This is a genomic window from Oerskovia jenensis (assembly GCF_016907235.1).
Taxonomy (GTDB): Bacteria; Actinomycetota; Actinomycetes; order Actinomycetales; family Cellulomonadaceae; genus Oerskovia; species Oerskovia jenensis.
Genome location: NZ_JAFBBO010000001.1, coordinates 186,748 through 211,103, shown reverse-complemented (window position 1 = coordinate 211,103; position 24,356 = coordinate 186,748). Strand labels below are relative to the sequence as shown.

The window sequence follows — 24,356 nt, the reverse complement described above, 5'->3', positions numbered from 1 at the left end:
CCCGTGAGGGCCTGTGGACGAACGCCCTGTCCACAGGCTCGCGCGGGCCCCTCGCGCATGCCCCGGAAGCACGTCAGGCTGGGGTTCGTGACCACCCTGCTCCCGCTCCCTGCCGCGCCGCCGGCTCGCGTCCGCACGCCGGCGGACGTCGCGATGGACGTCCGGGTCGAGGAAGCACCGCTGCTGGTGCGCCCCGAGCACGTGGGTGGTCGGGTCGCCTGGACGGACCTGGTCCGGTGCGGGGCGCTCGTGCGGGTCCGGGAGGACGCCGCGGTGCGCCCGACGACGGATCTCACCCCCGCGGTCCGCGCACTCTCCCTCGCGCCCCTCGTGCCCCCACGCACCGTGGTCGGCGGCGTCAGTGCCGCGTGGGTGCACTGCGGGGTCGCGGCAGGCGCCGTGCTCGAGGTCGTCCACCCGTTGGGGGTCCACCGCCCGCCGCCGCGCCACGGCCGGGTGGCGCGCCAGAGCGCCCTGCTGCGACCCGAGACGATCGAGCTCGGGACGGTCCTCGTGACGACCGTCGAACGGACTGCGGTGGACATCGCCTGCCTCACCGACCCCCACGTCGCGGTGCCCGTGCTGCGGGCCCTGCTGGAGCAGGCCGGGCTGGACGTCGGGGCCGCCCTGCGGATCCTCGATCTGCGGCACCGCCGTACGGGCCGTCCGCAGGCGAGGGCGCTGCTCACCGACTTCCTGGCCCGGTCCACGCCGCAGGACGCCGGATCGTCGCCGGGCGCCGGGACGGCCCCACGTCTACCGTGAGGGGATGCCTCGTTCCACGACCCCGGCGGTCGAGCTCGACGTCGACGGGCGCACCGTGCGCGTCACGAGCCCCGACCGTGTCGTCTTCCCCAGCCGCGGGCTGACCAAGCTCGACGTCGTCACCTACTTCCGGTCCGTCGGGCCCGGCATCCTCGCGGCGCTGCGTGAGCGGCCCACGACGCTCGAACGCTGGCCCAAGGGAGTCTTCGAGGGCGCGCGGCTGAGCACCCGCACGGACAACAGCGGCGACGCGTTCTACCAGAAGCGCATCCCCCAGGGGGCCCCGGACTACGTCGAGACGGCCAGGATCGCATTCCCGAGCGGCCGTACCGCCGACGAGGTCCGACCGACCGAGCTGGCCGTGGTGCTGTGGGCGGCGAACCTCGGGACCCTGACCTTCCACCCGTGGCCCGTGACGGGCGCGGACGTGGAGTCCCCCGACCAGCTCCGTATCGACCTGGACCCGCAGCCCGGCACCGACTACTCGGACGCCGCACGTGTCGCCCCGCACCTGCGCGAGCTGCTGGGCGAGCTGGGCCTGGAGGGCTTCCCCAAGACCTCGGGCGGCCGCGGGCTGCACGTCTTCGTCCCGATCCAGCCGAGATGGACCTTCGTGCAGGCGCGCCGCGCGACGATCGCGATCGGTCGCGAGCTCGAACGGCGCCTGCCCGACCAGGTCACCACGAAGTGGTGGAAGGAGGAGCGCGGGGTCAAGATCTTCGTCGACTACAACCAGATGGCGCGCGACCGCACGATCGCCTCGGCGTACTCGATCCGTTCGAACGCCCGGGCCACGGTCTCGGCGCCGCTGCGCTGGGAGGAGGTGCCCGACGTCGGGCCGGACGACTTCGACGTGCTGACCATGCCCGCGCGCTTCGAGCAGGTGGGTGACCTGCACGCACGCCTCGACGCCGCGGCCCCCGAGCCACGGTTCTCGCTCGAGCAGACGCTCGAGCTCGCGGCGCGCGACGAGCGCGACCACGGCCTGGGCGACCTGCCCTACCCGCCCGAGCACCCCAAGATGCCCGGCGAGCCCAAGCGTGTGCAGCCCAGCAAGGACGCCTCGCGCCACGAGGAGACCGCACCGGGCGAGTGACCCTCCCCCGGTCCGCACGCGCCGAGAAGGAGCCCTGAGGCGCCCCCTGGGGGCATGGCAGCGCTGCCGTCACGGCCGGCGCTGCCCGTCCAGCCCTGCGCCGTGCGCTCACGCGACGCCCGGCGCCCCCGGCAGCAGCTCGTCGAGGCGGTAGCTCACGGGCTCCTCGAGCTGGTCGTACGTGCACGACGACGGCTCGCGGTCGGTGCGCCAGCGCCGGAGCTGGACGGTGTGCCGGAACCGGCTGCCCTCCATGTGGTCGTACGCGACCTCGAGCACCTTCTCGATCCGCAACGGCACGAACGACAGGTCCTTCGTGCCGCTCCAGCGTGACTGCGCGCCGGGCATGCGGCCCGTACCGGGGCTCTCCCACCCGGCCCAGGGGTGCTCGCCTGCGTCCCGGCCGTCCGGGTCGTCCGGGTCGAGCACGAGGGGAGCCAGCTCGGAGACGAGCTCGGCCCGGCGCGCCCGCGGGAACGACGCCGCGACACCGACGAACTGCAGCGACCCCGCGTCGTCGTACAGCCCCAGGAGCAGCGACCCCACGAGCGGCTCCTCGGGGGTCGAGGTCTTGTGCAGGCGGTACCCGGCGAGCACGACGTCGGCCGTGCGCTCGTGCTTGACCTTGAGCATGGCGCGCTTGTTCGGCTGGTAGGGCGCCGCGAGCGGCTTGGCGACGACCCCGTCCAGCCCGGCCCCCTCGAAGACGGCGAACCACTCCTGGGCCACCGCACGGTCGGTCGTGCGCGGGGTCAGGTGCACGTGCGGGCCGTCGAGGCCCAGACCCTCCAGCCGCTCCTGGCGTCGGCTCAGCGGCTCGGCCGTGACGTCGTCGTCGCCCAGGGCCAGCAGGTCGAACACCACGAGGCTCGCGGGGGTCTCCTCGGCCAGTCGCGCGACGCGCGAGGCCGCGGGGTGGATGCGCTGCTGGAGGGCCTCGAAGTCGAGACGGCCCCCTTGCGCGAGCACGATCTCGCCGTCGACCACGCACCGCTCGGGCAGGGCGTCGAGCACGGCCGCCACGACGTCCGGGAAGTAGCGCTCCATGGGTTTGGCGCTGCGGCTGTCGAGGCGGACCTCGTCGCCGTCGCGGTAGACGATCGCGCGAAACCCGTCCCACTTGGGCTCGAACACCAGGCCGCCCTCGACCGTGTCCGGGTCCGGGACGCCCGAGACCGACTTCGCGAGCATGGGCAGCGTGGGCGGGAGCACGGGCAGGTCCATGCCCCGATGCTGCCACCGGCCGCGCGCGGGCACCCGCCGAACGGGCGCTGGGGCCTGGGCACGCGGCCCCCGGGGGACGGCCGCTCACCGCGGGCCGGGCGGCCCCGTGGTGAGCGGCGTCGTGGTCAGCGGCGTCGTCGGGACGGGCCGGGCGGGGGGTACCCAGCCCGGCCCTACGCCGGGAGCGGCGGCTGCTCGGCGGCCTTGGAGCCCGTGATGCGGTAGACGTCGAACACGCCGTCGATCTTGCGGACCGCGGACAGGACCGTGGCCAGGTGCCCGGGCTCGGCCATCTCGAACACGAACCGGGACATCGCGACCCGGTCGTTCGACGTCGAGACCGTCGCGGACAGGATGTTGACGTGGTGGTCGGACAGGACCCGGGTCACGTCCGAGAGCAGGCGGGAACGGTCGAGCGCCTCGACCTGGATCTGCACGAGGAACAGGGCGTTGCTGCCCGTGGTCCAGTCGACCTCGACGATGCGCTCGGGCTGGTTGCGCAGGCCCACGACGTTGGCGCAGTCCGCACGGTGGACGCTGACGCCCTGACCGCGCGTGATGAAGCCGATGATCTCGTCGCCCGGCACCGGGGTGCAGCACTTGGCGAGCTTGACCCAGATGTCGTCCACGCCCTTGACGACCACACCCGGGTCGCCCGTGCGGGGTCGGCGGGACGTGTGCCCGGGACGGGCGACCTCGGCGAGGTCCTCGGACGCGCCGTCCTCGCCACCCATGGCGTGCACGAGCTTCTGCACGACGCTCGCGGCCGAGATCTGCCCCTCGCCGATCGCCGCGTACAGCGCCGAGACGTCGGGGTAGCGCATCTCGTTCGCGAGACCCACGAGGGACTCGTGGCTGAGCAGGCGCTGGATCGGCAGGTTCTGCTTGCGCATGGCCTTGGCGATCGCGGTCTTGCCGTGCTCGACGGCCTCCTCGCGGCGCTCCTTGGAGAACCACTGCCGGATCTTGTTGCGGGCACGCGGGCTGGAGACGAACGCGAGCCAGTCACGGCTGGGGCCCGCGGTCTCCGACTTGGACGTCAGGACGTCGACGACGTCGCCGTTCTCCAGCTTGGAGTCGAGCGGGACGAGGCGCCCGTTGACGCGCGCACCCATGGTGCGGTGGCCGACCTCGGTGTGCACCGCGTAGGAGAAGTCGACAGGGGTCGAGCCCGCGGGCAGCGCGATGACGTCGCCCTTGGGTGTGAAGACGTAGACCTCCGCGCCGCCGATCTCGAAGCGCAGCGAGTCGAGGAACTCCGAGGGGTCCGCGGTCTCGCGCTGCCAGTCGACGAGCTGGCGCAGCCACTGCATGTCGGTCGAGGCGGTGTCCGGAGCGCCGCTCGACTTGGCGACCTCCTTGTACTTCCAGTGCGCCGCGACCCCGTACTCGGCGCGGCGGTGCATGTCGTGCGTGCGGATCTGGATCTCGACGGGCTTGCCGCCGGGACCGATGACCGTGGTGTGCAACGACTGGTACATGTTGAACTTGGGCATCGCGATGTAGTCCTTGAACCGCCCGGGCACAGGGTTCCATCGTGCGTGCAGGGCGCCGAGCGCCGCGTAGCAGTCCCGCACGGTGTCCACGAGGACACGCGCGCCGACCAGGTCGTAGATCTCCGCGAAGTCGTGCCCGCGCACGATCATCTTCTGGTAGATCGAGTAGTAGTGCTTGGGGCGCCCCGTCACGGTCGCCTTGATCTTCGCGGTGCGCAGGTCTGCGGTCACCTGCTCGCGGACCACGGCGAGGTACTCCTCGCGCGCCGGCGCGCGCTCGGCGACCAGGTGCACGATCTCCTCGTACACCTTGGGGTAGAGCGTCGCGAACGACAGGTCCTCGAGCTCCCACTTGATGGTGTTCATGCCGAGGCGGTGCGCGAGCGGCGCGTAGATCTCGAGCGTCTCGCGTGCCTTGCGCTCGGCCGAGGACGACGGGACGAACTTCCAGGTCCGGGCGTTGTGCAGGCGGTCGGCGAGCTTGATGACGAGGACACGGATGTCACGGGCCATGGCCACGACCATCTTGCGCACGGTCTCGGCCTGCGCCGCGTCGCCGTACTTGACCTTGTCGAGCTTGGTGACGCCGTCGACGAGCATGGCGATCTCTTCGCCGTACTCCTCGGTGAGGCGTTCGAGCGAGTACTCGGTGTCCTCGACCGTGTCGTGCAGCAGGGCCGCGGCGAGCGTCGCGCCGTCGAAACCGAGGTCCGCGAGGATCGTCGCGACCGCGACCGGGTGGGTGATGTACGGGTCGCCGCTCTTGCGCAGCTGACCGCGGTGGGCCTTCTCCGCGGTCACGTACGCGCGCTCGATGACCGACAGGTCCGACTTGGGATGGTTCGTTCGAACAGCCTGGAGCACGGGCTCGAGCGCCGGGATACCCCCCTGGCTCCCCCGGACCCCGAACCGCACCAAGCGGGACCGCACCCGCGCTGCCGAGGACTGCCCGCTGTCGCTCGTGGACCGACCGGTCCGTGTCTCTTCGCTCATGCGTGCCTCCTCACCCTGATCGCCGGAGAATCTCGACGTCCGTCGGAGTGGCAATCCTACGACTCCACGCGCAGGAGCGTGTCGACCTGGCGGCCCGCGAGCCGCTCACGTCCGCCCAGGCCGTCGAGCTCGAGCAGGAACGCGACGCCCACGACGACGCCCCCGCAGCGCTCCACGAGCTCCGCACCGGCCGAGGCGGTCCCGCCCGTGGCCAGGACGTCGTCGACCACGAGGACCCGCGCGCCGGGGGTCAGCGTCCCGGTGCGCAGCTCGATCGAGGCCGTGCCGTACTCGAGGTCGTAGGTCACGGTCTCGGTGGGGGGCGGGAGCTTGCCGGCCTTGCGCAACGGCAGGAAGCCGACACCCAGGCGGGTCGCGAGCGGGGCGCCGATCAGGAAGCCACGGGCCTCGAGACCGGCGACGAGGTCGACGCCCCCCGCGGCGAAGGCCGCGAGGGAGTCGACCACGTCGCCGAGCGCCTTGCCGTCGGCGAGCAGGCCGGTGATGTCACGGAACGTGACGCCGGGCTGGGGGTAGTCCGGGACGTCGCGGATCAGGCCGAGGACCTCGGCCGCGCGCTCGTCCCCCAGGCCCGTGAGTCCGACGGGAAGGATGCTGCTGGTGCTCATCGGTGCTCAGTGCCCCCGCTTGCGTCGCGGCTGCGCCTTGACGCCCTGGTGGGAGCCCGGCTGGAGCTGGGCCCCGCCCTGGACCCCGGCCGCGGCCAGCGCCGCGTCGTCCGTCGCGCCGCCCGTCGACTCCGTGGCCTGTGCGACGAGCGCCGCACGCTTCTCGAGGACCTTCTTGGTGTGCTCCTTGATGGCGGGCTCGCGCTCGCGCAGCGTGACCTCCAGGGGCGTGGCCAGGAAGATCGAGGAGTAGGCACCGACGGCCATGCCGACGAACAGCGCGAGCGAGATGTCGCGCAGCGTGCCGGCTCCCAGGAGGAACGCGCCGATGAACAGGATGGCGCTCACGGGCAGCAGCGCCACGACCGAGGTGTTGATCGACCGGACGAGGGTCTGGTTGACCGCCAGGTTGGCACGCTCGGCGTAGGTGCTGCGGGTCTGGTCGAGCACGCCGTGCGTGTTCTCACGGACCTTGTCGAAGACCACGACGGTGTCGTAGATCGAGTACCCGAGGATCGTCAGGAAGCCGATCACGGTCGCGGGGGTGACCTCCCAGCCGATCGCCGCGTAGATCCCGACCGTGATGATGAGGTCGTGGAACAGCGCGATGAGCGCGGCCGCGGCCATGCGCCAGTTGCGGAAGTAGATCGTCATGACCAGGCCCACGAGGGCCAGGAAGACGATGAGTCCGGTGATGGCCTTCTGCGAGACGTCCTTGCCCCAGCTGGGGCCGATGAACGCGGTCGTGACGTCGTTCTCGGTCACGGAGTAGGCCCCCGCGAGCGCGTCGCGCACCTCGGTGACCTCGTCCGCGGTCAGGCGGTCGGTCTGGATGCGGACTGCGCTGCCGCCGACGGTCGTGACGCGCGGGACCTCGTCGGGTGCTACCTCGGCCACGGCGTCGATCGCGGGCTGCTGGCTGGTGTCGCTCACGTTGGAGACGACGAACTCCGAGCCGCCGCGGAAGTCGATGCCGAGGTTGAAGCCCTTGGTGAGCAGGACCCCGAACGACAGCACGACCATGACGATCGCGACGATGTAGAAGCGGCGGCGGTGGCCGACGATCTGGTAGGACTTGCGCCCCGTGTAGAGGTCGTTGCCCCACTGGGCGAATCCCTGCGCCATCAGAGGTTCTCCTCGTTCTTGTCGCCCTCGGTCGAGGAGCCGGTGGTGGTGGCGTCGGTCTCGGCAGCGCGGCGGGCCGCGGCGCGGCGCTCGGCGATCGTCATCCGGCCCCCCTCGCCCGTGCTCGTGCTCGTGCTGTGGAGGCTCGCTCCGGCGCCGACCTTCTCGCGTGCGGGGCTGCCGAAGGGCTCGTCGACGGGCGCGTCGGTGACCGGTGCGTCCTTCGCGTCGGCGGCACCGGGGCTCGTGACGCGTCCACGTCCGGCGTAGCGCGTGGTCGCGCCGAGCCGGCGCGGGTCCAGGCCCGAGGCCGGGTGCCCGTTCGCGAAGAACTTGGTCCGGGCGAGGAGCTGCATGACCGGGTGCGTGAACATGAAGACGACGACGAGGTCGATCAGGGTCGTCAGTCCGAGCGTGAACGCGAAGCCGCGCACGCCGCCCACGGCCAGGAAGTAGAGCACGACCGCGGCGAGGAAGTTGACCGCGTCGGAGGCCAGGATGGTGCGCCGGGCGCGGTCCCAGCCCTTCTCGACGGCCGAGTTCAGGGTGCGGCCGTCGCGCAGCTCGTCGCGGATGCGTTCGAAGTACACGATGAACGAGTCCGCGGTGATGCCGATCGCGACGATGATGCCCGCGACACCGGGCAGCGACAGGCGGTACCCGATCGTCCAGGACAGCAGCAGGATCACCCCGAAGGTGAGCACGGCGGCGATGCCGAGCGAGGCGACCGTCACCAGGCCCAGGGCCCGGTACTGGAAGAGCGAGTAGATCACGACGAGCAGGAGGCCGATCGCGCCCGCGATGAGGCCCTTCTCGAGCTGCTCGCTACCGAGGGTCGCGGAGATCTGCTGCTCGCTCTGGACCTCGAAGGTCAGCGGGAGCGAGCCGAAGTTGAGCTGGTTGGCCAGGAGCGCGGCGCTCTCGCGCGTGAAGCTGCCGGAGATCTCGGCCTTGCCGTCCCTGATGACGTCGTTCGCGGTCGGGGCGGAGATGACGAGCCCGTCGAGCACGAGCGCGAACGCGTTCTGCGGGGAGGGCAGGGACACGAGGCGGCTCGTGGTCTCCTCGAACTCCTTGGTGCCCTGGTTGTTGAACTCGAGGTTGACGACCCACTGGCCGGTGCTCACGCCCTGCGCCGTGGTGCCCATGCCCGAGCTCGCGTTGGAGATCTCGGTGCCCTCGATCTCGACCGGTCCCAGGATGTACTTGGCGCTGCCGTCGTCGGCGCACGTGACCAGGGGCGCGTCGGGCTCGTCGCCCAGTCCGCCCGTGAGGTTCTTGGGGTCGGTGCAGTCGAGCGCGTCGAACTCGGCGGTGATCGCGGGGGTGATCTGCGCGAGGTCGCTCGGGTTCGCGGGGACGACGGGGGTCTCCGGCTCCGCGGGGGCGTCGGTCGGGGTCTCGGAGACCACCGGGGCGGGGGCGCCGACGGTCAGGACCGGGCGGAACCGCATCTGCGCGGACTTGCGCACGAGGTCGAGCGTCTCGTCGCTCGGGGTGCCGGGCAGACCGACGACGATGTTCTTGCCCTGGCTCGTGATCTCCGCCTCGGTGACTCCTGAGGAGTCGACGCGCTGGCGGATCACGTTGATCGCCTGCGTGATCGTCTCGTCGGTGACCTCACCCTCGGAGGCGATCGGCGTCAGGATGATCTGCGTGCCGCCCTCCAGGTCGAGGGCGAGTCCGGGCGTGATGCTCGCGTCCGACCACTTGGTGCCGGCGAAGATCGACGCGAACAGCGCGAGGATCAGTACAGCGAGGGTCACCAGGGTGCGTACGGGCCTGGCGCGTCGTGTGTTGGAGGTGGCCAACTATCCGTCTCTTCTCGTGCGCGCGACATCGCGAGATGGCGCGGGTCGACGTCGCACCCCGGGATCGGGGTGCGACGTGGTGTCACTTGCTGTCGGTGCCGTCGTCCCGCTTGTCCCCCGGCTTGCCCGTGAGCCCGGACAGGTCGTCCGGGACGTCCAGGACGTCGTCGTTCGCCGAGGAGATCTGGTCCGCGTCGCCGTAGACCGCGTCCTTCTCGGTGCCTTCGACCAGCTCGTCGACGCCCTCTTCCTCGACGGGCGGGTCGACGAGCTTGGCGATCGCCGCACGCAGCCAGCGCGTCTGGGTGCCGGGGGTGGACTCGATGGTGATGATGTCCTTCTCCTCGTCGACGTCGACGATGGTGCCGAACAGGCCCGATCCGGTCATGACCTCCTGGCCGGGGGCCAGGTTGGTGCGGAAGGCGGCTGCTTCCTTCTGCGCCTTGCGCGACCGGTTGGTCATGAGGAACATCGCTCCGGCGGCGAGAGCGAGGATGAGAATGAGGCTGAAGTCCATGACGGGGTAACCGGTTCCTGTTCTGTGCTGGGATCTGCGCGGCAGTCTAGGCGCACGCGTACGGATCACCAACGAACCGTCCGGCCGTGAAGTTCCGCCGCTCAGATTCCCTCAGTCTAGGCCCCCGTGTCGAACAGGGTTCCGCCCGACCGCCCGGAGCCGGTCCGCGGCCCGAGGCCGGCGCCCGGTCCGCGGGGCGTGAGCGGGTCGGGCGGGGTCAGCCCGAGGTGGGCCCAGGCCGCGGGGGTGGCCACGCGCCCGCGCGGGGTGCGCCCGATCAGGCCCTCGCGCACGAGGAAGGGCTCGGCGACGGTCTCGACCGTCTCGGACTCCTCCCCCACGGTGACCGCGAGCGTGCTCAGGCCCACTGGTCCGCCGCCGAACCGGGTGCACAGCGCCCCCAGGACGGCCCGGTCGAGGCGGTCGAGGCCGAGCTCGTCGACCTCGTAGACCTCCAGGGCCGAGCGTGCCGCCCGCAGGTCCATGGTCCCGTCGCCGCGGACCTGCGCCCAGTCGCGCACGCGGCGCAGCAGCCGGTTGGCGATGCGGGGCGTGCCGCGCGAACGGCCCGAGATCTCGTGCGCGGCGGCGTGCTTGATCTCGACGCCGAGCAGCCCGGCCGAGCGGATGATGACGCGCTCGAGCTCTTCGGCGGAGTAGAAGTCGAGGTGGCCCGTGAAGCCGAAGCGGTCGCGCAGCGGTGCGGGCAGGAGTCCGGCGCGCGTGGTGGCGCCCACGACGGTGAACGGTGGCAGGGACAGCGGGATGGCGCTGGCCCCTGCCCCCTTGCCGACGATGACGTCGACCCGGAAGTCCTCCATCGCGACGTAGAGCAGCTCTTCGGCGGGGCGGGCGAGGCGGTGGATCTCGTCGATGAACAGGACCTCGCCCTCCTCGAGGGAGGACAGGACTGCGGCGAGGTCGCCCGCGTGCTGGATCGCGGGACCCGACGTGACGCGCAGGGAGGTGCCGAGCTCGGCCGCGATGATCATCGCGAGGGTCGTCTTGCCGAGGCCGGGCGGACCCGAGAGCAGGACGTGGTCGGGCGTCGCGCCGCGGGCGAGGGCGGCCTGGAGCACGAGGGAGAGCTGGTCGCGCACGACGAGCTGCCCGACGAACTCCTCGAGGCGACGTGGGCGCAGGGCGGCCTCGGCCGCGCGTTCGAGGTCGTCGGCCGTCGAGGTCACGATCCGTTCGGACGTGAACGGCTCGTGCCCCTCCTCGTACCCGACGCGGTCGAAGTCAGCCACGGGGGCCGCCCAGGACGCGCAGCGACGCGCGCAGTGCGCCCGCGATCTCGTCGGGGGCCACGGCGTCGGCCCCGGCCTGGGTCAGGACCGTGGCGAGGGCGTCCTCGGCGGCCTTGGGGTTCCACCCGAGGCCCACGAGGGCCTGGACGACCTGGTCGCGCTGGTCGTCGGCCACGGCGCCGCCGACGGCGGACGCGGCGTCCGGGTCGGTGCCTGTGGGGGCCCCGAGCTTGTCGCCGAGCTCGAGCGCGATGCGCTGGGCGCCCTTGCGCCCGATGCCGGGCACGCGCATGAGCGCGGCGATGTCCTCGCCCGCGACGGCGCGGCGCAGGCCGTCGGGGGTGTGGACCGCGAGCATCGCCAGGGCCAGGCGCGGCCCGACGCCGCTGACGGTCTGCACGGCCTCGAACACGGCGCGCTCGTCGTCGTCGGCGAACCCGAACAGCGTGAAGGAGTCCTCCCGGACGACCATGCTCGTGGCCAGCCGGGCGGGCTCGCCCACGCGCAGCGCGGACAGCGTCGCGGGGGTCGCGTGGACGAGGTAGCCCACGGCTCCCCCGGCGCCTCCGACGTCGATGACGGCTCGGTCCAGACGGACGTCCGCGACCGTGCCCGACAGCGAAGCGATCACTGTGCCTCCATGCTTGCTCGCGGGGCCGGGCCACGTGCGACCGGTCCCGAACACCTGTACGAATCCTGGGCCACTCTAGCAACGCGGGGTGGTCCGCCCGGGCGAGCCTCGCCGTCGGGCGCGGTACCCCGGCTCCTGTCCTGCCTCAGCACGCGGCGCGTGACCTCGTGCCCACGGGGGTGCGGCCGGTCAGCGGCGCGGGCCGCGCGAGGCCTGCTCGGCCGCGGCCCAGGCGCGCTGGGCGGGGGTGAGCTGGTGGCGGTCGCCGCCCTGCAGGGCGCCCGCGGGGCGCCACAGGTGGCAGATCGCGAGGGCGAGGGCGTCGGCGGCGTCGGCGGGCTTGGGCAGCTCGGCGAGCTCGAGGATGCGCGCGACCATGCGCTGGACCTGGATCTTGTCGGCGCGTCCGGTCCCGGTCACGGCGGCCTTGACCTCGCTCGGGGTGTGCATCGCGACGGGCACCCCGCGGCGGGCCGCGGCGACCATCGCCAGGCCCGCGACCTGGGCGGTGCCCATGACGGTGCTGACGTTGTGCTGGGCGAAGACGCGTTCGACGGCCACGACGTCCGGCACGTGCTCGTCCATCCACGCGTCCAGGCGCTGGGAGATGGTGAGCAGGCGCAGGTCCACCGACATGTCCGGGGGGCTCTGCAGGACCCCGACCGCGACCATGCGGGCGCGCCGGCCGGGCAGCGAGTCGACGACGCCGACACCGCAACGGGTCAGTCCTGGGTCCACTCCGAGCACGCGCACGCGCTCACCTTCTCACGGGCCGCCCACGGCGAAGGGCTCCCACGCGTGCGTGCACGCGGGAGCCCTTCGTCACACCAGGGGTGGGTCAGTCGTCGTTCTCGAGCTCGGCCATGACCTCGTCGCTCGCGGTGAAGTTGGCGTAGACGTTCTGCACGTCGTCGCTGTCCTCGAGGGCGTCGATGAGGCGCAGGATCTTGCGGGCGCCCTCGGCGTCGACCTCGACCTCCATGGAGGGGTGGAAGACGACGTCGGCGGAGTCGTACTCGATGCCGGCGTCCTGCAGCGCGGTGCGCACCGCGACGAGGTCCGTGGCCTCGGTGAGGATCTCGAACGTGTCGCCCTCGTCGGTGACCTCCTCGCCGCCCGCCTCCAGGACTGCCTCCATGACGTCGTCCTCGGTGGTGCCCTCCTTGGGGACCACGATGACGCCCTTGCGGGAGAACAGGTAGGACACCGAGCCCGGGTCGGCGAGCTGGCCGCCGTTGCGCGTGAACGCGATGCGGACCTCGGCGGCGGCACGGTTCTTGTTGTCCGTGAGGCACTCGACGAGGACGGCGATGCCGCCCGTGCCGTAGCCCTCGTACATGATCGTCTGGTAGTCGGCGCCGCCGGCTTCCTGGCCCGAGCCGCGCTTGAGGGCGCGGTCGATGTTGTCGTTGGGCACCGAGGACTTCTTGGCCTTCTGGACGGCGTCGAAGAGCGTGGGGTTACCGGCGAGGTCCCCGCCGCCCGTGCGGGCCGCGACCTCGATGTTCTTGATGAGCTTGGCGAACAGCTTGCCGCGCTTGGCGTCGATCACGGCCTTCTTGTGCTTGGTCGTAGCCCACTTGGAGTGTCCTGACATACCCCTGTTACTCCTTCACGATTGCGACGAAGAGCTCGTGCACCCGCGCATCGCCCGTGATCTCGGGGTGGAAGGAGGTGGCGAGCAACGTTCCCTGACGTACTGCGACGATTCTACCTGCGGCGTCACCCGTCCTGGCGGCACCGGCGCCCGGCTCGTCACCGGAGCGCGCGTGCGCGGCGGCGCCGCGGTGGCGGGTGCGGGCCAGGACCTGGACCCCGGGCCCGGTGTCCTCGACCCACGGTGCGCGGATGAACGCGGCGGGCACGGGCCCGCCCGGTACGCCCGTCATCTCGACGGACGACTCGAACGAGTCGACCTGTCGCCCGAACGCGTTGCGGCGCACCGTGACGTCCAGCCCCCCGAGGGTCTGCTGGTCGTGCGTGGCGCCCAGGACGCGGTCGGCGAGCAGGATCATGCCGGCGCACGACCCGTACACGGGCAGCCCGGCCCCGATCGCGGTGCGCAGCGGGTCGAACAGCTCGAAGATCCGCAGCAGCTTGTCGATCGTGGTCGACTCCCCGCCGGGGAGCACGAGGCCGTCGAGGCCGCCCAGCTCGGTGGGGCGTCGCACGGTGACGGGACGAGCGCCGGCCACCTCGAGGGCGGCCACGTGCTCGCGGACGTCGCCCTGCAGGGCGAGAACTCCAATGACCGGTTTCACGATCGCCCATCGTACGTGGCGCCCGCGGCCCGCCGCCCGGGCGTCCGCCCATCCGTGGGGCTGCGGGCGGCCCGACGGCGGCGCGTACGGCGTGCGAACGGGCCCGGGGGTGGCGTGGGGCGGGTCGCGCCCCGGGGCGGGTCGGTGGCGCTGCGCTGCGCTGCCGAGCGGCAGGGCGCGGGGGTTGCCGGGTGGTCTACTCGGTGGCCTCGCCGAGGTGGCGGGTGCGCCCGTCCCAGCCGTCGAGGAGCGGTGCGAGGAGGTCGGGCAGCCCGGCGGGGAACACCTCGATGGTCACGGTGCGCAGCTCGGGGAGTGTGAACCAGCGCATCTCGTCGACGACGTCGTGCTCGACCTCGGTCCAGCCGTCGCGGGTCAGGGCGGGCTCGCCCTGGGGGTGGGTGAGGCGGGCGAGGTAGAAGACCTCGTCCTGGCGGCAGCGTTCGCGGTAGAAGTCGAAGACGGCCGAGCGGGTCCACACGGGCCCCTCGAGCGTGTCGGGGTCCAGGTGCAGCCCGGTCTCCTCGCGGACCTCGCGCACCGCGGCGTCGAGGTCACTCTCGCCCGGTTCGATGCCGCCGCCGATGGTGAACCACCAGGAGCGTTCGGGCTGGTCGGTGTCGTGGCCGCGCGCGAGCAGGACCCGGTGCGCGGCGTCGAGGAGCAGGACCCGGGCGCCGCGGCGGTGGCGCAGGCCGTCGGGGCCCAGGACCCAGTCGGGGCCGAGCGTGCTGGGGGGCACCTGTTCGGCGGTGCCGGGCTCCGCGTCAGGGCCCGCCGGCGCCGGGGCGGGCGCAGCGGGTGCGTCCGCCCCGGTCGGGGCGTGGCCGACGGGCTGGTCGGGGGTGCTCGTCATGAGGAGGTCACGGGGGCGTGGCCCCGGGGCTCCGGGACTCCCCGACCGGCCCGCGAGGTCACCAGCCGCGCTCGGCGAGGCGGTGCGGGACGGGGATGTCGTCGACGTTGATGCCGACCATGGCCTCGCCCAGGCCGCGCGAGACGTCCGCGAGGACGGCCGGGTCGTCGTAGAACGTGGTGGCCTTGACGATGGCGGCGGCACGCTGGGCGGGGTTGCCCGACTTGAAGATGCCCGAGCCGACGAACACGCCCTCGGCGCCGAGCTGCATCATCATCGCGGCGTCGGCCGGGGTCGCGATGCCGCCCGCGGTGAACATGACCACGGGGAGCTTGCCCGTGGCGGCGATCTCCTTGACGAGCTCGTACGGGGCCTGGAGCTCCTTGGCCGCGACGAACAGCTCGTCCTCGGGCAGGGAGGTCAGGCGGCGGATCTCGCCGCGGATGGTGCGCATGTGCGTGGTCGCGTTGGACACGTCGCCCGTGCCTGCCTCGCCCTTGGAGCGGATCATGGCCGCGCCCTCGGTGATGCGGCGCAGGGCCTCGCCCAGGTTCGTCGCCCCGCACACGAACGGTGCGTCGAACGCCCACTTGTCGATGTGGTTGGCGTAGTCGGCCGGGGTCAGGACCTCGGACTCGTCGATGTAGTCGACACCCAGCGCCTGCAGCACCTGCGCCTCGACGAAGTGGCCGATGCGGGCCTTGGCCATGACGGGGATCGAGACGGCCGCGATGATGCCGTCGATCATGTCGGGGTCGCTCATGCGCGAGACCCCGCCCTGGGCGCGGATGTCGGCCGGGACACGCTCGAGGGCCATGACGGCCACCGCGCCGGCGTCCTCGGCGATCTTCGCCTGGTCGGGCGTGACGACGTCCATGATGACGCCGCCCTTGAGCATCTCGGCCATGCCGCGCTTGACCTTGGCCGAGCCGACGACGTCTGTCACCTGGGGGCTGTTCTCGCCGGAATTCTCCACGGACACCGCGAAACCTCGAATCTTCACGTTGGGACGCGCGAACAGGGGTCACGCTCGCGCCGCCGACATGCTTGCACGTCACCCCCCACTCTACGGAGGTCCGCCCACCCTTCGGGCACCCCGCCCGGCCTGGCCGGTCGGTCGCCCGCAGGTCACGGGCACGACGCCCAGCGGTCCCCGCAGGCGGTAGAGGCACCGGAGTCCCAGCGGCCCCAGCGGCCCCGTGGCCGCTGTGGGCGCTGTGGGCGCTGTGGGCACCGGCGGGTCAGGGGTTGCGGTCCAGCCCCGGCGGCCACGCGTCGTCCAGCTCGACCGTGACCGGCATGGGCGCGTGCCCCGCGAGCGAGAACGCCCGGGCGTACCAGGTGCGGCGCAGGCGCTGCGTCTGCGCCACGGCCTCGTTGTGGAAGCGGCGGGCGATCTGCGCCCGGTACCAGGCCCCCGCCAGCGCGCCCAGGAGCTGCGCCCCCAGGGGCGAGGCCCGGATCTCCGCGACCTCCTGCGGGTCCTCCAGCGCCGAGCGCAACGTCGCCGACAGGTCGCTCTCCGCCATCGCGCGCTGCATCCCGACCCCCGCCAGGAGGCGAGGAGCCTGCACCAGGGGCGCGCCGCCGTCGGGCCTGCGCACCCCCTCCGGCGCGGACACCAGCTCGGCCAGCCCCGGGACCGCGGCCGCCACCTCCCGCATGCGCAGGTCGTCGTCCAGGACCGCGTACGCGGCCTCCGCGACCAGGACCGAGCTCGCCGGGTCCAGCTCCCCCGCCCCCGCCAGGTCCAGCGCAGCCGACGCACGACGCTCGAGCTGCGCGTCCAGCGCCAGACGCGAGGCCATGACCTTGCGGTGCAACCGGTCCAGGCGCGACGCCGCGACCCACAGCGCCCACCCCGCCACCAAGAGCACGGCCACCACGATGATGGCGATCTCCGACCACGTCACGACGAGCTCCTCTCCTGCTCAGGGCGGGGCCACAACCCCAGACGGCGACCGCCGCGCAACGATGCCGGGTCCTCGTGCACCGGGATCACGGCGTCCGAGGCCGCCAACGCCATCTCGTACACCGCGAGCACCTCGGCCGTCACGGTCGACCAGTCGAACCGGCGCACGAACGAGATCGCCCGTCCGCAGTACACCTCCCGGCCCGCCGGGTCCGCCAACACCCTCACGACCGTCTCCGCGAGCGCGACGGAGTCCCCCACCGGGAACAACGCCCCCGCCTCCCCCTCGTCCAGGACCCGCCGGAACGCCCCCAGGTCCGAGGCCACCACGCACGCCCCCGCGCTCATCGCCTCCACCAGCACGATCCCGAAGGACTCCCCACCCGTCTGCGGCGCGATGTACACGTCCACCGACGACAGCAGCGACGCCTTCTCCTCGTCCGAGATCGACCCCAGGAACTCCACGGCGCTCGCGGCCTCGCCCAGGGCTTCCAGAGCGTCGGCCCGCCCCTGGTCCCCCCGGCCCGCGACCAGGAAGCGCGCCCCCGGGACCTGCTCGAGGATGCGCGGGATCGCGGCCGTCAGGACCGGCAGACCCTTGCGCGGCTCGTCCAGACGCCCCAGGAACGCGATCGTCGGCGCCTCCGCGGTGCCCTGCCACTTCGCCGACGGCTCGGCGTCGGCGAACGTGTCGACGTACACCCCGTTCGGGATCACGACCGCGTCACCACCCATGTGCTCCACCAGGGTGCGCCGCGCGTCCTCCGAGACCGCGATGCGCGCCGAGATCTTCTCCAGGCTCTGCCGCACCAACGGGTACACCACCTGCAGCGCCCGCGAACGGATCAAGGCCGTGTGGAACGTCGCCACGATCGGACCCTGCGCGATCCACAACGCCAGCATGCTCAGCGACGGCGTCACCGGCTCGTGCAGGTGCAGCACGTCGAACTGACCCGCGTCCAACCATCGGCGCACGCGCGCCGCCGTGACCGGACCGAACGTCATGCGCGCCACCGACCCGTTGTACTTCACCGGCACCGCACGACCCGCGGACGTGATGTAGTCCGGGATCGGGGTGTCCTCGTCCGCAGGAGCCAGCACCGACACCTCGTGCCCCTGGGCCATGAGCGCCTCCGCCAGGTCCCGGATGTGGAACTGCACACCCCCCGGGACGTCGAACGAGTACGGGCACACGATCCCGACCTTCAGGCTCATGCCGAGCCCACCGCCCCTCCACCAGTCGAACCCTGCGCGTCCTTCGCCCGTGTCCGGGCGTACCGGTCCGGGTCCAGGTCCGCCACGAACACCTTCTGCAGCATGTGCCAGTCCTCCGGGTCCGCGGCGACGCCCTCCGCCAGCTGGTCCACCCACGCCTGCGTCACCGCCGCCACCCGCTCGCTGCGCGGCACGCCGTCCGGCACCGTGACCGGCGGGAAGAACCGGATCACGATCCCCCACGGCGTCCCCGCCGCCCGCCGACGAGGCCCCGTCAACCGTTCGTACCGGATCGAGGCCGTCAACAACGGCGCCCCCGTCGAGACCGCCAGCGCCGCCGGTCCCGCCGCCACCCGGGCCCGCTCACCGAACAGGTCCACCTCCACGCCCCGCGACGTCAGGTCACGGTCCGCGAGCAACGGGATGAGCTTGCCCGGCCCCCGCGCACCGCGCATCAGCTCACGGAACACGTCCCCGTCACCCAGCGCCAGGATCTCGATCCCCAACGAGTTACGGAACGCCAGGAACTCCTGGAACAGCTCCTCGGGCTTGAGCCGCTCCGCGACCGTCAGCACCGGCGCGATGTGCGGCGTCGCGTACGCCCCCGCCAGGTCCCAGTTGCCCATGTGACCCAGCGCCAGCACCGGCGTCACCCCCTGCGACGTGAACCGCAGGCAGTTCTCGTACCCCTCCAGCCGCACCCGCGCCTCGATCTGCGCAGCCGACGCCGCCGGTAGCGTGAACGCCTCGCGGTAGTACCGCATGTACGAACGCATGCCCGCACGGCTCAACCGGCGCACCCCCCTCGCGTCCAGGTCAGGACGCACCCGCGCCAGATTCCTCTCCAGCTGCGGCACACCCCCCTTGCGAGCGGCCCACGCCACGTCCGCGATCGCGGTGAACACCCCACGCAGCAGCGGCTCCGGCACCTTGTGCGCGTTGCGCCACGCGAACGTGAACGCCTTGTCCGCACTCACCCCCACCTCAGGCACCACCCTCGGACGCCGCAGCGCCCCCCGCCGACGCACCCGAAGCAGCGACCGTCTGACGACGCACCGTCGCCATGCGCTGCACGACCGTCACGGCGCTCGCGGCCGCGAGCAGCCCCAGCACCACGACGAGCACCGTCACCGGGAGCCCCAGACCCACGAGCCCCGCCGCGACGAGCGTCACGACCAGGCGGTCGGCGCGCTCCGCGATCCCGACCGAGGCGGTCATGCCCAGGCCCTCGGCCCGAGCACGCGCGTACGGGACCACCGAACCCAGGACCAGGCACGCGAGCCCCACCGTGATGCCCCACGTGTTCTCGGTGCGCACGAACCACACGATCAGCCCCGTGAAGATCGCGGCGTCCGCCAGGCGGTCCAACGTCGAGTCCAGGAACGCACCCCACGGCCCCGAGCGCCCCGACAGCCGGGCCATCACACCGTCGAGCGCGTCCGAGAAGGCGAAGACCATGATCGCCATGGTGCCCGCGAACAGGTGCCCCGTGGGGAACAGCCACAGCGCGGACCCCACGACCCCGAGGGTCCCCACGATCGTGACCGCGTCCGGAGACACCCCGACACGCAGCAGGAACGCCGCGATCGGCGTGAACAACCTCGTCACGACGGCGCGCAGCCGACCGAACATCTAGCTCTCCTCGGAAGTGGGCGCCACCGGCGCCACGTCGTTCTCGTCGTTCTCGTCGTTCTCGTCGGCCACGTCGGCCACGTCAGCCACGTCACTGTCGGCGACGGGTACCTCGCCCCTCGCCGCCAGCCCTGCGCCGTCCCACGCCGCGGCCAACCGGGCCCGGGTGTCGCCCAGCAGCTCGGGCACGGCCTTGGTGTGCGCCACGATCGGCAGGAAGTTCGCGTCCCCCGACCAGCGCGGCACCACGTGCTGGTGCAGGTGCGCCGCGATCCCGGCCCCCGCGACCGCCCCCTGGTTCATGCCCAGGTTGAAGCCGTCAGGACCCGACACCGCACGCGTGACCCGCATGGCCTGCTGCGTCAGCCGCGCCAGCTCGTCGGTCTCCTCCGGCGTGAGCTCGGTGTAGTCCGACACGTGCCGGTACGGGCACACCATCAGGTGCCCCGGGTTGTACGGGTACAGGTTGAGCACCACGAAGCACCACGTGCCTCGCGCCACGACCAACCCCTCCTCGTCGGACAGCGCAGGGACCCGGCAGAACGGGCACGACGACGCCCGGTCGTCGACCGGCTTGTCCTGCCCACCGATGTAGACCATCCGGTGCGGCGTCCACAACCGGTCCATCCCGTCGTCGAACCGAGGATGCCCCTGCGGGCCCTCGACCGAGTACCCGGCCCCTGCGCCGTCCGACGTCACTGCGTCAGACCTGGCTGCGCTCGCGGACCGCAGACACGATCCGCTCGATGGCCTCGGCCACGGGCACGCCGTTGTCCTGGCGCCCGTCGCGGTACCGGAACGACACCGCGCCGGCCTCGACGTCCTCGCCACCGGCGATGAGCACGAACGGCACCTTCTGGGTGCTGGCCGTGCGGATCTTCTTGCCGAAGCGGTCGTCCGAGTAGTCGACCTCGGCGCGGATGCCCTGCGCCCGGAGCTGGGCGACGACGTCGGCCAGGTAGTCGTTGAAGGGCTCCGCGACGGGAACCGCGACGACCTGGACCGGCGCGAGCCACGCCGGGAAGGCGCCCGCGTAGTGCTCGGTGAGCACCGCGAAGAAGCGCTCGATCGACCCGAAGAGCGCACGGTGGATCATGACGGGGCGCTGGCGCGTGCCGTCCGAGGCCTGGTACTCGAGGTCGAACTTCTCCGGCAGGTTGAAGTCGAGCTGGATGGTCGACATCTGCCACGTACGACCGATCGCGTCCTTCGCCTGGACCGAGATCTTGGGGCCGTAGAACGCGGCGCCGCCCGGGTCCGGCACGAGCGCCAGACCGGACTCCTCGGCGACCTGACGCAGCGTCTCGGTCGCTTCCTCCCACGCGTCGTCGGTGCCGACCGACTTCTCGGGGTCGCGCGTCGAGAGCTCGAGGTAGAAGTCGTCGAGCCCGTAGTCCTTGAGCAGGTCGAGCACGAAGTTGAGCGCGTCGGTCAGCTCGGACTTCATCTGGTCGCGCGTGCAGTAGATGTGCGCGTCGTCCTGGGTGAAGCCACGGGCCCGGGTCAGGCCGTGCACGACGCCGGACTTCTCGTAGCGGTAGACCGTCCCGAACTCGAAGAGGCGCAGCGGGAGCTCACGGTACGAGCGGCCGCGCGCGTCGAAGATCAGGTTGTGCATGGGGCAGTTCATGGGCTTGAGGTAGTAGTTCTGCCCGGCGCGTCGCAGCGTGCCGTCGGCGTCGCGCTCCTCGTCGAGGTGCATGGGGGGGTACATGCCCTCGGCGTACCAGTCGAGGTGCCCGGAGACCTGGTACAGCTTCTCCTTGGTGATGTGCGGGGAGTTGACGAACGAGTAGCCCGCCTCGATGTGCCGCTTGCGCGAGTACTCCTCCATCTCGTTGCGGATGATCCCGCCCTTGGGGTGGAAGACCGCGAGCCCGGAGCCGATCTCGTCCGGGAACGAGAAGAGGTCGAGCTCGACGCCCAGGCGACGGTGGTCGCGACGCTCGGCCTCGGCCAGTCGCTCGGTGTAGGCGCGCAGCTCGTCCTTGGTGGGCCACGCCGTGCCGTAGACGCGCTGGAGCTGGGGGTTCTTCTCGCTGCCGCGCCAGTAGGCCGCGGCGCTGCGCATGAGCTGGAAGCCGTTGCCGATGAGGCGGGTGCTGGGCAGGTGCGGGCCGCGGCACAGGTCCTTCCAGGCCACGGAGCCGTCGCGACGCAGATTGTCGTAGATGGTGAGCTCGCCGGCGCCGACCTCGACCGACACGCCCTCCCCTGCCTCCTCGTCGGCCGACCCGGAGCCCTTGAGGCCGATCAGCTCGAGCTTGTAGGGCTCGTTCGCGAGCTCGGCGCGCGCCTCGTCCTCGGTCACGACACGACGCTTGAACGTCTGGCCGTCCTTGACGATGCGGGCCATGGCCTTGTCGAGCGCCTTGAGGTCGTCGGGCGTGAACGGGGTCTCGACGTCGAAGTCGTAGTAGAAGCCGTCACGGATGGGCGGCCCGATGCCGAGCTTCGCGTCGGGGTTCACCTGCTGCACGGCCTGGGCCAGGACGTGCGCGGCGGAGTGGCGCAGCACGTCGAGGCCGTCGGGCGAGTCGATGGTGACGCCCTCGACGTCGTCGCCCTCGGCGAGGGGGGTGTCGAGGTCCTTGAGCTGACCGTTGACGCGCAGGACGACGACGTCGCGGCGACCCTGGAAGAGGTCCACGCCGGTCGTCCCCGTCTCCACCGTGGTCCGTTCTCCGTCGAGAGTGATGGACAAGGGTGACGAGAGAACGTCTGACACGGTGCGCGCTCCTAGCGGCTCGACAGGGCAGTGGAAAGGGCGCCACCAGACGGCGGCGCCCCTCGATGTTACCGACCTCGGCCGGTCGCGTGCTTACCGCGACCGATCAGTCGTTCGCTTCCTTGGCCTTCTCGGCCAGGGTGTCGACGTGCCCGTCGACCGAGTCCGGCGCGATTCCCTTGATCTTCTCGGCGACCTCGTCGATCTTGTCGTCGGTCAGGAAGCCCTTGGCCTTGTCGACCAGTCCCCCCAGTCCCTCCTTGGCCTCGTTGCCGGCGGTCGCCGCCTTGTCCTTGGCGTCGTCGATTCCCATGCTCGTCTCCTTCGCACCGGGGTCCTTCGCGAGGCGTTCGCCCCACCCCAGCGAAACTACCGCCGTCCCGGGGCTCCTTCCACGGGAGGGCGGGCCCAGGCGCTGCGTGCTCGACGACACCCGCTCCTTCCCTGCTGGTCGGTGAGCCGGCGTCGTGAGGTCGGGTGGAGGCAGGTCTCCGCTTGGCACACTATTTTTCACCACGAACAGGTAAGCCCGAAAAGTGTGAGATGTCCGACGAAACCGCCGTGCGCCCGATTCCTGGGACCCTCTTCCCGCTCCTGGAGGGCGCTGCCATGCTGTGCCGCGTGCCCTACACGCCCGTCCACGCCCTGGTGTCCCTTCCCCTCGCCGGCCGCCGCGCACGCCGTGCCCTCCCCCCGAACCTGCTGCTCTGGGCGCTGCCCGCCTTCGCGGTCGGCGCGATGGTGCCGGACGCCCCGCTCTTCCTCGACGTCCTGGTCCCAGGGACCGACGAGCTGGCCCACCCCACGCACCGCCTGCTCGGGGTCGTGACCGTCGACCTCGCGCTCACGCTCGCGTTCACCGCGCTGTGGGTCCTGGTCGTCCGGACGCCGTTCCTGGCCGCGCTCCCCCGCCGGGCCACGCCGGTGCCCCACGTGTCGACGCGCGCGGCGCCCCCGCTCGCGGTCGCAGGGGCCGTCGTCGGGTTCGCCGTGGCAGGCACGCTCACGCACATCCTCTGGGACGACTTCACGCACCTGCGCGGGACCGCCGTCCAGACCTGGGACGCGCTGCGCACGCCCGTCGCAGGCGTGATGGCCTACAAGTACCTCCAGCACGGGAGCTCGTTCGTCGGGTTCGTGACGATCGCGGTCCTCACGGTGCGCTGGTGGCGCCGCGCCCTGCCCGTCCCCCACCCGCAGCACCTGCGCTCCGCGGTGCTCGCGGTGTGCACGGGCGCGACTGTCGGGATGGTGGGGGCGGTGGTGCGCCTCGTCGCGACGGACCACGCCGTGTCCGTGCTGTCCTTCGCACGCCTGGCCGCGACGTACCCCGTGCTCGGCGCGGGGATCGGCCTGGTCGCCTGGGCCGCCGTAGGCACGGCCTCCCGGCGAAGGGACGGCCGTTCCGCGGCCGCGGGCGTCGCAGCGGGCGCCCCGCCCCCGCGCTGACCGGGCCCGACGACGTCACGCCCCCGGCGTCGTCGGCTCCCTCCCCGCCGGGCAGGCCGGACCGTGCACCTGTGCGGGGTCGGTCAGGCGCGTGGCCTCGCGCCGTCCGAGCCGCGGGGGCCGCCGGGCGCTCCCGAGCGTCGCTGGGCCTCGTCCGCGACCGCGCGCAGCCGCTCGACGTGCCGCGACCGGTCGGCCGCCGAGCGGGCCGACAGGTTGTCGTCGTCGACCCTGAGCCCCGCGCTCCCGTCGGTCAGCTCGCGCAGCACGTCCGCGTGGCCGGCGTGGCGGGCCAGGTCGCCCGTGACGTGGACCATGACCTGGAGGAGCGTGACGTCGGCGCGCTCGGCCGGCCACCAGGGCACCCGCCCGGTCGCGTCGAGATCGCGCGACGCGATCGTCTCGTCGGCGAAGGCCCAGACGCGGCGGTAGAGGTCGACGACCGCGTCGACCGGCTCGTCCAGGGTGGCCCACATGTCGGCGTCGGCGTCGGCCTCGGCGTCGTCGGCGATCCAGGGCATCTCGTCAGGGCTCGGCCACTCGCGCCCGAACGTCTGGCCGAAGTAGCCGACCTCGACCCCGGCCGCGTGCTTGACCAGACCGAGCAGGTTGGTCCCCGTGGGGGTCCACGGCCAGCGGGCCGCGCGCTCGTCGAGCCCCTCGACCTTCCAGAGCAACGCGTCGCGCGCCGCCTGGAGATACCGGTGCAGGACCGCCTTGTCGTCGGTCGCCGTGGTGCGCGCGCTCGCCATCGACCGAGTCTCGC

General features: G+C 72.2%; 23 protein-coding genes and 1 pseudogene. 3 read left to right on the top strand and 21 right to left on the bottom strand.

The annotated features are described in order from the left end of the window. Nucleotides 1-87: 87 nt before the first annotated feature. Entirely contained in the window at nt 88-765 is a 678-nt protein-coding gene (locus JOD49_RS00960) for a hypothetical protein (RefSeq protein ID WP_205305580.1), read from the top strand. A 4-nt stretch (nt 766-769) separates the two neighbouring features. Further along, entirely contained in the window at nt 770-1,861 is a 1,092-nt protein-coding gene (gene ligD, locus JOD49_RS00955) for a non-homologous end-joining DNA ligase (protein ID WP_205305579.1), read from the top strand. Between the two features lie 108 nt (nt 1,862-1,969). On the opposite strand, the gene JOD49_RS00950 is transcribed toward ligD, so the two are convergent. From JOD49_RS00950 to JOD49_RS00855, 20 genes and pseudogenes are all read right to left on the bottom strand, one after another. Continuing rightward, a complete protein-coding gene (locus tag JOD49_RS00950) occupies nt 1,970-3,085 on the bottom strand; it encodes an ATP-dependent DNA ligase (protein ID WP_205305578.1) in 1,116 nt (371 codons plus the stop codon). A gap of 173 nt (nt 3,086-3,258) precedes the next feature. Then, nucleotides 3,259-5,574: a RelA/SpoT family protein gene (locus JOD49_RS00945; RefSeq protein WP_205305577.1), complete on the bottom strand. Its 2,316-nt coding sequence runs from the start codon at nt 5,572-5,574 to the stop codon at nt 3,259-3,261. 56 nt (nt 5,575-5,630) lie between these two features. After that, on the bottom strand, nt 5,631-6,203 hold the full coding sequence (locus tag JOD49_RS00940; protein WP_205305576.1) for an adenine phosphoribosyltransferase: 573 nt from the start codon (nt 6,201-6,203) through the stop codon (nt 5,631-5,633). Nucleotides 6,204-6,209: 6 nt separating this feature from the next. Further along, nucleotides 6,210-7,328, bottom strand: coding sequence for a protein translocase subunit SecF (gene secF / locus JOD49_RS00935; protein ID WP_205305575.1), 1,119 nt, complete (start codon nt 7,326-7,328; stop codon nt 6,210-6,212). Then, the gene (gene secD / locus JOD49_RS00930; RefSeq protein WP_307822295.1) at nt 7,328-9,094 is read right to left on the bottom strand and encodes a protein translocase subunit SecD; all 1,767 of its coding nucleotides are present in this window, start codon (nt 9,092-9,094) and stop codon (nt 7,328-7,330) included. Before secD ends, secF begins: the two co-directional genes overlap by 1 nt. Before the next feature lie 127 nt (nt 9,095-9,221). Next, nucleotides 9,222-9,656 carry a preprotein translocase subunit YajC gene (gene yajC, locus JOD49_RS00925; RefSeq protein ID WP_205305573.1) on the bottom strand — a complete coding sequence of 145 codons (435 nt, stop codon included), beginning with the start codon at nt 9,654-9,656 and terminating at the stop codon, nt 9,222-9,224. 116 nt (nt 9,657-9,772) lie between these two features. Continuing rightward, nucleotides 9,773-10,846, bottom strand: a complete 1,074-nt coding sequence (gene ruvB, locus JOD49_RS00920) for a Holliday junction branch migration DNA helicase RuvB (protein ID WP_372441349.1) — start codon at nt 10,844-10,846, stop codon at nt 9,773-9,775. Nucleotides 10,847-10,898: 52 nt separating this feature from the next. Continuing rightward, nucleotides 10,899-11,537: a Holliday junction branch migration protein RuvA gene (ruvA, locus tag JOD49_RS00915; protein WP_205305571.1), complete on the bottom strand. Its 639-nt coding sequence runs from the start codon at nt 11,535-11,537 to the stop codon at nt 10,899-10,901. Between the two features lie 189 nt (nt 11,538-11,726). After that, nucleotides 11,727-12,290, bottom strand: a complete 564-nt coding sequence (ruvC, locus tag JOD49_RS00910; protein WP_205305570.1) for a crossover junction endodeoxyribonuclease RuvC — start codon at nt 12,288-12,290, stop codon at nt 11,727-11,729. A gap of 85 nt (nt 12,291-12,375) precedes the next feature. Next, the gene (locus tag JOD49_RS00905; protein ID WP_138824356.1) at nt 12,376-13,134 is read right to left on the bottom strand and encodes a YebC/PmpR family DNA-binding transcriptional regulator; all 759 of its coding nucleotides are present in this window, start codon (nt 13,132-13,134) and stop codon (nt 12,376-12,378) included. 7 nt (nt 13,135-13,141) lie between these two features. After that, nucleotides 13,142-13,801 carry a pyridoxal 5'-phosphate synthase glutaminase subunit PdxT gene (gene pdxT, locus JOD49_RS00900; protein ID WP_205308711.1) on the bottom strand — a complete coding sequence of 220 codons (660 nt, stop codon included), beginning with the start codon at nt 13,799-13,801 and terminating at the stop codon, nt 13,142-13,144. A gap of 193 nt (nt 13,802-13,994) precedes the next feature. Then, entirely contained in the window at nt 13,995-14,654 is a 660-nt protein-coding gene (locus tag JOD49_RS00895; protein WP_205305569.1) for an NUDIX hydrolase, read from the bottom strand. A gap of 58 nt (nt 14,655-14,712) precedes the next feature. Next, nucleotides 14,713-15,600, bottom strand: a complete 888-nt coding sequence (gene pdxS / locus JOD49_RS00890; protein ID WP_307822294.1) for a pyridoxal 5'-phosphate synthase lyase subunit PdxS — start codon at nt 15,598-15,600, stop codon at nt 14,713-14,715. A gap of 295 nt (nt 15,601-15,895) precedes the next feature. Further along, a complete protein-coding gene (locus JOD49_RS00885; protein WP_205305567.1) occupies nt 15,896-16,567 on the bottom strand; it encodes a hypothetical protein in 672 nt (223 codons plus the stop codon). After that, a complete protein-coding gene (locus tag JOD49_RS00880) occupies nt 16,564-17,775 on the bottom strand; it encodes a glycosyltransferase family 4 protein (protein WP_205308710.1) in 1,212 nt (403 codons plus the stop codon). The genes JOD49_RS00885 and JOD49_RS00880 overlap by 4 nt, the downstream gene beginning before the upstream one ends. Before the next feature lie 2 nt (nt 17,776-17,777). Continuing rightward, nucleotides 17,778-18,764, bottom strand: coding sequence for a phosphatidylinositol mannoside acyltransferase (locus JOD49_RS00875; RefSeq protein ID WP_372441177.1), 987 nt, complete (start codon nt 18,762-18,764; stop codon nt 17,778-17,780). 1 nt (nt 18,765) lies between these two features. Then, a complete protein-coding gene (pgsA, locus tag JOD49_RS00870) occupies nt 18,766-19,413 on the bottom strand; it encodes a phosphatidylinositol phosphate synthase (protein ID WP_205305565.1) in 648 nt (215 codons plus the stop codon). A 132-nt stretch (nt 19,414-19,545) separates the two neighbouring features. Further along, a pseudogene (locus tag JOD49_RS00865) lies at nt 19,546-20,040 on the bottom strand (HIT family protein); the annotation flags it as partial. A gap of 76 nt (nt 20,041-20,116) precedes the next feature. Beyond that, nucleotides 20,117-22,141 (bottom strand): threonine--tRNA ligase, encoded by a 2,025-nt coding sequence (thrS, locus tag JOD49_RS00860; protein ID WP_205305564.1) that lies wholly within the window; start codon nt 22,139-22,141, stop codon nt 20,117-20,119. A 106-nt stretch (nt 22,142-22,247) separates the two neighbouring features. Continuing rightward, nucleotides 22,248-22,454 carry a hypothetical protein gene (locus tag JOD49_RS00855; RefSeq protein ID WP_205309122.1) on the bottom strand — a complete coding sequence of 69 codons (207 nt, stop codon included), beginning with the start codon at nt 22,452-22,454 and terminating at the stop codon, nt 22,248-22,250. A 230-nt stretch (nt 22,455-22,684) separates the two neighbouring features. On the opposite strand from JOD49_RS00855, the gene JOD49_RS00850 reads away from it, so the two are divergent. Further along, on the top strand, nt 22,685-23,590 hold the full coding sequence (locus tag JOD49_RS00850) for a DUF4184 family protein (protein WP_205305563.1): 906 nt from the start codon (nt 22,685-22,687) through the stop codon (nt 23,588-23,590). A gap of 83 nt (nt 23,591-23,673) precedes the next feature. Here the strand turns inward: JOD49_RS00850 and JOD49_RS00845 are convergent, their stop codons facing one another. Beyond that, the gene (locus tag JOD49_RS00845; protein ID WP_205305562.1) at nt 23,674-24,342 is read right to left on the bottom strand and encodes a DinB family protein; all 669 of its coding nucleotides are present in this window, start codon (nt 24,340-24,342) and stop codon (nt 23,674-23,676) included. Nucleotides 24,343-24,356: the final 14 nt, after the last annotated feature.

Coding starts and splice junctions, on each gene's coding strand:
- ligD (WP_205305579.1), top strand. CDS start 770: ATGCCTCGTTCCACGACCCCGGCGGTCGAGCTCGACGTCGACGGGCGC.
- JOD49_RS00950 (WP_205305578.1), bottom strand. CDS start 3,085: ATGGACCTGCCCGTGCTCCCGCCCACGCTGCCCATGCTCGCGAAGTCG.
- JOD49_RS00945 (WP_205305577.1), bottom strand. CDS start 5,574: ATGAGCGAAGAGACACGGACCGGTCGGTCCACGAGCGACAGCGGGCAG.
- JOD49_RS00940 (WP_205305576.1), bottom strand. CDS start 6,203: ATGAGCACCAGCAGCATCCTTCCCGTCGGACTCACGGGCCTGGGGGAC.
- secF (WP_205305575.1), bottom strand. CDS start 7,328: ATGGCGCAGGGATTCGCCCAGTGGGGCAACGACCTCTACACGGGGCGC.
- yajC (WP_205305573.1), bottom strand. CDS start 9,656: ATGGACTTCAGCCTCATTCTCATCCTCGCTCTCGCCGCCGGAGCGATG.
- JOD49_RS00905 (WP_138824356.1), bottom strand. CDS start 13,134: ATGTCAGGACACTCCAAGTGGGCTACGACCAAGCACAAGAAGGCCGTG.
- JOD49_RS00895 (WP_205305569.1), bottom strand. CDS start 14,654: ATGACGAGCACCCCCGACCAGCCCGTCGGCCACGCCCCGACCGGGGCG.
- pgsA (WP_205305565.1), bottom strand. CDS start 19,413: ATGTTCGGTCGGCTGCGCGCCGTCGTGACGAGGTTGTTCACGCCGATC.
- JOD49_RS00855 (WP_205309122.1), bottom strand. CDS start 22,454: ATGGGAATCGACGACGCCAAGGACAAGGCGGCGACCGCCGGCAACGAG.
- JOD49_RS00850 (WP_205305563.1), top strand. CDS start 22,685: ATGTCCGACGAAACCGCCGTGCGCCCGATTCCTGGGACCCTCTTCCCG.
- JOD49_RS00845 (WP_205305562.1), bottom strand. CDS start 24,342: ATGGCGAGCGCGCGCACCACGGCGACCGACGACAAGGCGGTCCTGCAC.